The 7827-nt window shown below is 71.8% G+C and carries 8 protein-coding genes; 4 read left to right on the top strand and 4 right to left on the bottom strand.

Annotated elements, in window-relative coordinates; translation table 11 throughout:
- Together E1286_RS49665 and E1286_RS44200 are read left to right on the top strand one after the other, a co-directional pair.
- The coding region (locus E1286_RS49665; protein ID WP_223190910.1) for a hypothetical protein at positions 1 to 228 on the top strand (228 nt) is incomplete at its 5' end.
- A 175-nt stretch (positions 229 to 403) separates the two neighbouring features.
- Positions 404 to 1834, top strand: a complete 1431-nt coding sequence (locus tag E1286_RS44200; RefSeq protein ID WP_132622931.1) for an AMP-binding protein — start codon at positions 404 to 406, stop codon at positions 1832 to 1834.
- A 9-nt stretch (positions 1835 to 1843) separates the two neighbouring features.
- Here the strand turns inward: E1286_RS44200 and E1286_RS44195 are convergent, their stop codons facing one another.
- Positions 1844 to 2584: a 3-oxoacyl-ACP reductase family protein gene (locus E1286_RS44195; RefSeq protein ID WP_132622929.1), complete on the bottom strand. Its 741-nt coding sequence runs from the start codon at positions 2582 to 2584 to the stop codon at positions 1844 to 1846.
- Positions 2585 to 2683: 99 nt separating this feature from the next.
- Between E1286_RS44195 and E1286_RS44190 the strand changes: the two genes are divergently transcribed.
- Together E1286_RS44190 and E1286_RS44185 are read left to right on the top strand one after the other, a co-directional pair.
- Positions 2684 to 3286 (top strand): TetR/AcrR family transcriptional regulator, encoded by a 603-nt coding sequence (locus E1286_RS44190; RefSeq protein WP_132622927.1) that lies wholly within the window; start codon positions 2684 to 2686, stop codon positions 3284 to 3286.
- A gap of 101 nt (positions 3287 to 3387) precedes the next feature.
- On the top strand, positions 3388 to 4470 hold the full coding sequence (locus tag E1286_RS44185; protein WP_246075678.1) for a S1C family serine protease: 1083 nt from the start codon (positions 3388 to 3390) through the stop codon (positions 4468 to 4470).
- 32 nt (positions 4471 to 4502) lie between these two features.
- Here E1286_RS44185 and E1286_RS44180 read toward each other — a convergent pair whose 3' ends face one another.
- The 3 genes from E1286_RS44180 to E1286_RS44170 form a co-directional block, all read right to left on the bottom strand.
- Positions 4503 to 5048, bottom strand: coding sequence for an OmpA family protein (locus tag E1286_RS44180; RefSeq protein ID WP_132622923.1), 546 nt, complete (start codon positions 5046 to 5048; stop codon positions 4503 to 4505).
- Positions 5032 to 5652, bottom strand: coding sequence for a hypothetical protein (locus tag E1286_RS44175; protein WP_132622921.1), 621 nt, complete (start codon positions 5650 to 5652; stop codon positions 5032 to 5034). Before E1286_RS44175 ends, E1286_RS44180 begins: the two co-directional genes overlap by 17 nt.
- Positions 5653 to 5725: 73 nt before the next feature.
- Positions 5726 to 7732 (bottom strand): NB-ARC domain-containing protein, encoded by a 2007-nt coding sequence (locus E1286_RS44170; RefSeq protein ID WP_246075677.1) that lies wholly within the window; start codon positions 7730 to 7732, stop codon positions 5726 to 5728.
- Between the last annotated feature and the right edge of the window lie 95 nt (positions 7733 to 7827).

The following is a 7827-nucleotide window of genomic DNA, read 5'->3' as shown; positions in this document are numbered from 1 at the left end:
GACGAAGGCTGGCTCGATGGAGAGGCGCCCTTCGCCGGGGACTTGCCGGGGCCCTTGGCCGACGTCTGCGCCGCCGCCTGGCCCGGCTTCTCGCCGGATGGCCCGTCGGCCGTTCCGTCCTGGGACGGGGCCGACGGCGGAGCCGCGGGCGCACTGTCGCCACCAGCCTGGCCGGAGCCCGGGCCGGACGTCTTCACCGGGCCGGACGTCTCCGCAGCCGACGGCTGAGAGATCCTGACCGTCTCCTCCGCAGGCAGGACGATCTTGCGAAACGGAGTGGTGGGGGGATCATATCCAGAGCTCTGGTCGCCGACGTCCGCCATGACCTTGAGATTACGTCACGATGGAGCGGGATAATTCCGCTATTCCCTGTGCAGAATGTAATTCTGTAAGGTCTGCGAGCATGAGGGGTTTCTACGAGATCGCGGCCCACGACCCTGAACGCCCCGCCCTCCTCGGCGAGGAAGGCACGACCTACGGAGCGCTGCTCTCCCGCGTCAACCAGGCGTCCAACGGCCTGACCTCGCGCGGAGCAGGCCAGGGTGACTGCGTCGTGACCGTGCTGAAGAACGGTCTCGACTTCCTCACGATGATGCTGGCGACGTACCAGATCGGGGCCTATCTCGTCCCGGTCAATTGGCACTACACCACCGAGGAGATCGACTACATCGTCTCCGACTGCGGGGCCAAGGTGGTGATCTCGCCGGACGCCCTCACGGTCGCCGAGCTCGTCGCCGGACAACCGTCCACCCCGCCCGCCCACCGCCGTGCCGGTTCGATGATGCTCTACACCTCGGGCACCACCGGCCGCCCCAAGGGCGTGCGCCGACGGCTGCTCGACCTGACGCCGGAGGAGCTCTACCCGATCCTCATGCGCAAGAGCTGGCGCCACTTCGGCCTGCCGGCAGGCGGCGTCCACCTGGTGTGCTCGCAGCTCTACCACTCGGCGCCGTACGGACAGGCGATGATGGCGCTGCAGTTCGGGCACACGATCGTGGCGCCGGAGCGGTTCGAGGCGAGAGAGGTGCTGGAGCTGATCCAGCGGCACCGGGTGACGAACGCGTTCATGGTGCCGACGATGTTCCACCGGCTGCTGGCGGTGCCCGACCGGGAGTCGTACGACCTGTCGTCCCTCACTCATCTCTACCACGGGGCCGCGCCGTGCCCGCCGGCCACCAAGAAGGCCATGATCGACTGGCTGGGGCCGGTGCTGTGGGAGTACTACGGCTCCACCGAGGCCGCCGTGGCCACCATGGTGTCCTCGCAGGAGTGGCTGGCCAAGCCCGGCACGGTCGGCAGGGCGCTGGACGGCATGACGTTCACGATCGTGGACGAGGACGGCCGCGAGGTCGGCCCCGGCGCCCCCGGCCTGGTCTACATCGGCGGCATCAACCGCTTCGAGTACCACGGCGACCCGGAGAAGACGGCCGCGTCCATGCGCGATCGCGCATACACGCCCGGCGACATCGGCTACCTCGACGAGGACGGCTACCTGTTCCTGCTCGACCGGCGCACCGACCTGATCATCTCGGGCGGGGTGAACATCTACCCGGCCGAGATCGAGGCGGTGCTGCTGGAGCATCCCGCCGTGACCGACGTGGCGGTGATCGGCGTCCCCGACCCCGAGTGGGGGCAGAAGGTCGTCGCCCTCGTCCAGCCCGCCCCCGGCTTCACCGGCGGGGACGAGCTCACCGCCGAGCTGCTGAGCCACTGCGCGCCTCGACTGGCCCGGCTCAAGCACCCGCGGGTGATCGAGTACCGGGAGTCGCTGCCGCGTACGCCGACGGGCAAGCTGAGCAGGCGGAACGTCCGGGAGGCGTATCTGGCGACCTGAGCCGCCGGGTCAGGCGGCGAATCCACCGTCCACCGCGATCGTGCCGCCGCTGACATGGCGACCGCCGGGGCCGGCCAGGTAGGCCACCATGCCGGCGATGTCCTGCGCGTGTCCGTAATGACCGACGGCGATGAACTGGCGGAGAAAGTCGGCCGCGGCGCCGTCGGCCGGGTTCATGTCGGTGTCCGTGGGGCCGGGGTCCACCACGACCGCGGTGATGCCGCGCGGGCCCAGGTCCCTGGCCAGCCCCTTGGTGAGGCCCTTCAGCGCCGACTTGCTCATCGCGTACAGCGTCATGCCGGGCCCGGGCAGCCGTTCGGCCAGGCAACTGCCGATGTTGATGATCCGGCCGTAGTCGGTCATGTGGCGCGCCGCGGTCTGCGCGGCGACGAAGGCGCCCCGGACGTGGATCCCCAGCGTGCGGTCGACGTCCTCCAGCGTCACCTCGTCCAGGGGCCCGGACGGGAACACCCCCGCGTTGTTGACCAGGATGTCGAACCGGCCGAACCTGGCGACCGTCGTCTCGATCGCCGCCCGCACGGCCTCGGGGTCCGCACTGTCCGCCTGGATCCCGAGCGCGTGTCCGCCGTGCGCCCGGATCTCCTCCTCAAGGCCATGCGCCTGGTCCGCCGCGCTGTGATAGGTGAAGCCGACGGCCGCCCCGTTCCTGGCCAGCGTACGGGCGATCTCCGCCCCGATCCCCCGGCTGCCACCCATGACCAGCGCCACCCTGCCCGACAGCTCACTCATGCCGTCCTCATTTCTGTGTCGATCGATACAGAAATCTAGCATCGCATTACAGCAGGTCAACCCATTTATGTTAAAGTCGGCACAGAAATGAGGGAGTCCATGGGGCAACGAGGCAGACCGCGCGGCTTCGACCGAGACGCCGCGCTGCGCAAGGCGATGGAGGTCTTCTGGAAGTACGGCTTCGACGGCGCCTCGATGACTCGCCTCACCACCGAGATGGGCATCGCCTCCCCCAGCCTCTACGCCTGTTTCGGCAGCAAGGAGGGCCTGTTCCGGGAAGCCGTCGAGCTGTACGGGTCGACGGTCGGCGCCCCGGCGCAACAGGCCCTCGAAGAGGCGCCGACGGCCTACGAGGGCATCCGCGCGATGCTGCGGGCCAATATCGTCACGTTCACCGACCCGGAACGGCCGCCCGGATGCATGGTCGTCCTCGCGGCGGCGGCCGGCAGCGCCCGCAACGAAGAGGTCAGCGCTTTCGTGACCGAGCGCCGGCAGGCCGTGCGCGAGCTGTTCAGGAAACGGCTCAGCAGGGGTGTGGCGGCGGGCGACGTCCCGGCCACCGCCGACCTCGACGCCCTCGCGGCCCTGTTCACCACGGTGCTCCACGGCCTGGCCATTCAGGCCCGCGACGGCGCCGGCCGCGAGGAACTGCACACGATCATCGAGTCGGCGATGCTCAGCGCCCCGAGGGCCGACCGGTAGACCTCCTGACACCTTCGCGCCGTGCGCCCCGCACGGCGGGCTGACCAGGCGGAACGTCCGAAAAGAGTATCTTTCGTCCCGATATGGGCAGAAATCTGCCCATGAGGGAGCTCGTCGCGGGACTGGCCGCCGCCGCCGTACTGCTGACCGGCTGCGGACCTCCCCCCGCCGGCACGCCCACCGCGCCCACCTCACCGACCGGGACGGCCACCCAGGCTTCTCCCGGAACGCCGTCACCCGCCACGACGGCGCCGGTGCAGTCGCTGGAGACCGCCTACGAAAGGGTCATCTCCCAGGTCCTGCCGTCCATCGTGCAGATCACCACGAGCGTCGGGCTCGGGTCGGGAGTCGTGTTCGACACCAACGGCCACATCGTCACGAACGCCCACGTGATCGGCGAGGCCAAGGAGATGACCGTCACCATCGCCACCGGTGGATCGCCGCGCAAGGCCAGGCTGGTCAGGTCGTTCCCCGCCGGCGACCTGGCCGTGATCAAGGTGGACCGGCCGGACGGGCTGCGGCCCGCCACGTTCGGGGACTCCGCCAAGCTGCGGGTCGGGCAGATCGTGCTCGCCATGGGCAACCCGCTGGGATTCTCCGGCAGCGTGACGGACGGCATCGTCTCGGCCCTCGGCCGTACGGTCTCGGAACCGCAGGACCCCGGGTCGCCTGGCGCCACCATCGCGGGAGCGATCCAGACCTCGGCCTCGATCAACCCCGGCAACAGCGGGGGCGCCCTCGTGGACCTGTCGGGCCACGTGATCGGGATTCCGACGCTGGCCGCCACGGACCCGACGTTCGGCGGTGGCGCGGCGCCGGGCATCGGGTTCGCGATCCCCAGCAACACCGCCACGGACATCGCCCGGCAGATCGTCACCCACGGACGGGTCACCAACAGCCACCGAGCCGCGCTCGGCATCCGCGGCAGCACGGTCATCGGCGCGGACGGCCGGCCCAGCGGGGTCGGCGTGGCCACCGTCGAACCGAACGGAGCCGCCGCCCGGGCCGGCATCCGCCCCGGGGACGTGATCGTCTCGATCAACGGCAAGGACACCCCGACCATAGCCGTCCTCACCGAGACCATCACGACCTTCAGACCGGGCGACCGCATCCGCGTGGGAGTGCGCACCAACGGCGACACAGAAACCGTCACCGTCACCCTCGGCGAGCTCCAGGCCAACTGACCCGCGATCTGCCCCAGGCGGTCCGGTGCGGGTCAGGACTTCGCGGTGAAGGTGATCTCGACGCGGCGGTTCTCGGCGCGGTTCTCCTCCACCGGCTTGCCCTCGACCATGTTCGGCAGCTTCGGCCGGCTCTCGCCGTAACCGCGCGCCCGCAGGGTGACGCCCGCGTCCGTGAGCAGCTCGTGCATGGCCGTCCGCACGGCCTGCGCCCGCCGCTGCGACAGCGTGACGTTGTACGCGTCCGCCCCCTGGTCGTCGGTGTGCCCCTCGATCCTGACCACCCCGCCCGCGCCCTCGGCGGACACCTTCTCGGCCACCTTCGCCAGCCGCTGCCGGGCGGAGGCGGTGAGCCGCCACTTGTCCACGGCGAACAGCACGTCGCTGGTCAGCGCCACCGTCACCTCCTGCCCCCGGGTCGTCTCGCTCTCGGTGCCGTCCATCGACTCGACCTCGCCCACGATGTCCTCCACGGGCAGCACGAGGTCCTCGACGACCCCCGTGGCCCCGGCGGGCGGGACCTCGGGCGCGGGCGTCGGCGACAGGGCCAGGACGAGCGCGGCGCTAAGAGATCGGAACATCGCTGATCACGCCGATCATGGGCAGCTCGACGTTGACCTTGGTCACGTCCGGCGGCGGAGCCGCGAACACCGCGTACAGCGAGGACGTCTCGCCCTGCTCCAGGAACTGCCCCTGCGTGTGGGAGCAGACACACTTGGCGTCCTGGCCGGCGCCGTTGCGGGCCACCCGGTAGCGCTTGGCGTTGACCGGGTCGATCAGCGCGACCGCCGAGACCGTGAAGTCGAGCGTGTACGAGCCCATGCCGTTGTGCACGTTGACCTTGCCGTCAAGGGCGGTGACCGTCCAGCTGAGGGTGGCCGTGCGGCCCTGGCGCTTGAGCCCGGTGATCTCCGCCCGCGCCGTGCCGTGGTTGGCGCCCGACGCGACCTTGGTCTCACGGCTGGCGATCACCTGGTCCTGCTGCGGCGGCGCGCTCTCGGCAGGGGTTTCCGCAAGGGTCTCCGCAGGGGTCTCCGCAGGGGTCTCCGCGGCCGTCTCCTCCACCTGCTCCAGGGTGGTGGCGGCCGTCTGCCGCTCCTCTCCGCCGCCGCCCTGCTGGCCGGGGAGCATGCCGCAGCCGGTCAGCAGGGCGGCCGCCGCGACGAGCGCGAACGTCTTTCGCATATGAGATCACCTTTGTCTTCGGGGGATGACGGCCTCACTCTAGGAAGGCGACCTTCAGGATCCGCATAGTCCGCTATATCCGCTGACCACGCCGCCTGCGGGCCTCCCCCGCGAGCCGTTCCGCCTCGGCCCTTCCCTGAAGGTCACCGAGGTTGTCGTACTCTCCCATAGCGCGCATCAGGTGCTCAATCGCCTGTCCGGCGTCATCCTTGTCTGAAGCGGCCCTGGCGAGTGCCAGCAGGGCCCGTGCCACGCCTCTGCGGTCGCCGTACGCGGTGAAGGTCTCCAGCGCCTGCCGCGCCGAGTCCGCGGCGGCGTCCGGAGCGCCCTCCGCCGCGGCGATCTCGGCCCGTACGAGCAGCGCCGCCGCCTCCGGCAGCCGGTCGCCGAGGCGGCGGTTGAGCTGCAGCCGGCGTTCCACACAGTCGCGGGCCGGCGCGTACCGGCGGGCGGCCAGATGCAGCCTGGCCAGGTCGAGCAGCGCCTCCGCCTCGCCGCGCGGGTCGTCCAGCTCGCGATGGACGGCCAGGCTCTCGTGGAGCGCCCGCTCGTCCCCCCGCAGGGCACCCAGCGCGCGCAGCGCGTCCGCCCGGCCGCGCCGGTCGCCGCCCTCCTCGAACGCCCGCAACGCCCGCAGGAACGCGTGCTCCGCCTGCGCCGGCCGGGACCCGGTGGTCGCGACCTGGACGAGGCCGAGCCGGAGCGTGATCCGGGCCAGCTCCAGCCCCTCCACCAGCGGCTGGGCCGCCCGCAGCGCCGCTGCCGCCGCGTCCATGCGGCCTTCCGCGCGGTGCAGGTCGGCCAGGCCGCGCAGCAGCAGCGCCTCGCCGTTCCGGTGGCCGGCCGCCCTGGCCGCGTCGAGCCCGACGGCCGTGGTCGCGTGCCAGTCGTCGTGGTGCGCGCCCAGCTCGAACAGCGGCACCAGATAGAACGCCAGCCGCCACGCGGCCTCGTACAGACCGGCGCCGAAGAAGTCACCGACGCAGGCGACGAGGAAGCGGCGCTCGGCGCTCAGCCACCGGGCCTCCTGCCGCAGCCATCCCGTCCGGAGCGCGGCGCCGTGGTCGGTCAGGCTGATTTCGGTACGGCCGGTGCCCGGCTCCGCGGGCAGCAGCGACGCCCTGGCCCGCCGGGTGCGCTCCAAGATCGCGCCCGCCGTCGCCGCCAGCACGCGGGCGGGACCGCCGTCCTCCTCGGCCAGGCGTTCGGCGGCGTAGAGCCGGGTCAGGTCGTGCCGGCCGTAGCGTTCCTGGCCCGCCTCGTCCAGGCCGCGCGACTGCAGCAGCCCGGCCTCCGCGAGCGGTTCCAGGTCGGCGTCGAGCACCCAGGACGCGAAGTCGGGCGCCGACAGCGCGCCGAGCCCGCGCAGCAGCCGCCGCTGCGGGTCGGGCAGGCCGCGGTAGCCGAGCGCGAGGCTGCTCCGTACGGCCAGGTCGCCCGCGCTGAGCTCGTCGAGCCGGCGTCGCTCGTCCCCCAGGCGGTCTGCCAGGTACGCGAGCGTCCAGCCGGGTTTCCTGGCCAGGCGGGACCCGGCGATGCGCAGTGCGAGGGGCAGATGCCCGCAGAGCCGGACGATCCCCAGGGCGGCCTCCGGCTCCGCCCGCACCCGCTCGTGCCCCGCGACGCCACCGAGCATCGCGAGTGCCTCGTCCTCGTCCAGCACCCCCAGCTCGTACGCCCGCGCCGCCTCCAGTCCGGCCAGCGGCGACCGGCTCGTCACCAGGGTGAGGCTGCCCGGTCCGGTGGGGAGCAGGGGGCGTACCTGGGCCTCGTCGGCGGCGTCGTCCAGCACGACGAGCAGCCGCCTGCGGGCGGTCATGGTGCGGTAGAGCCGCACCCGCTCGTCCGTCGCCGGCGGCACCGCCCCGTCGGGGCAGCCGAGCGACCGCAGCAGATCCTCCAGCACCGCCCCGGGCGGCCTGGCGCCGAGCGACGCGTACAGACGACCGTCAGGCCGTTCGATCCCGGTGGCGGCATGCACCGCAACAGCCGACTTGCCGCAGCCCGGAGGCCCATGCAGCACCACCTGCACGGGCGCGGCGGCGTCCTCCCCGGCCAGCCGAGCAATCCACTCAAGCACCTCCTGCCGCCCAGCAAAATCCGAAATATCCGGCGGCAACTCGTCCGCCACCCCACCCCGCCGGAAAGCCCCCTCTCCGGGGTACGGAGAAAAGG

Source organism: Nonomuraea terrae (assembly GCF_004348995.1).
GTDB lineage: Bacteria > Actinomycetota > Actinomycetes > Streptosporangiales > Streptosporangiaceae > Nonomuraea > Nonomuraea terrae.
The sequence above is the reverse complement of the archived record's forward strand: the minus strand, read 5'-3'. Positions and strand labels throughout refer to the sequence as shown.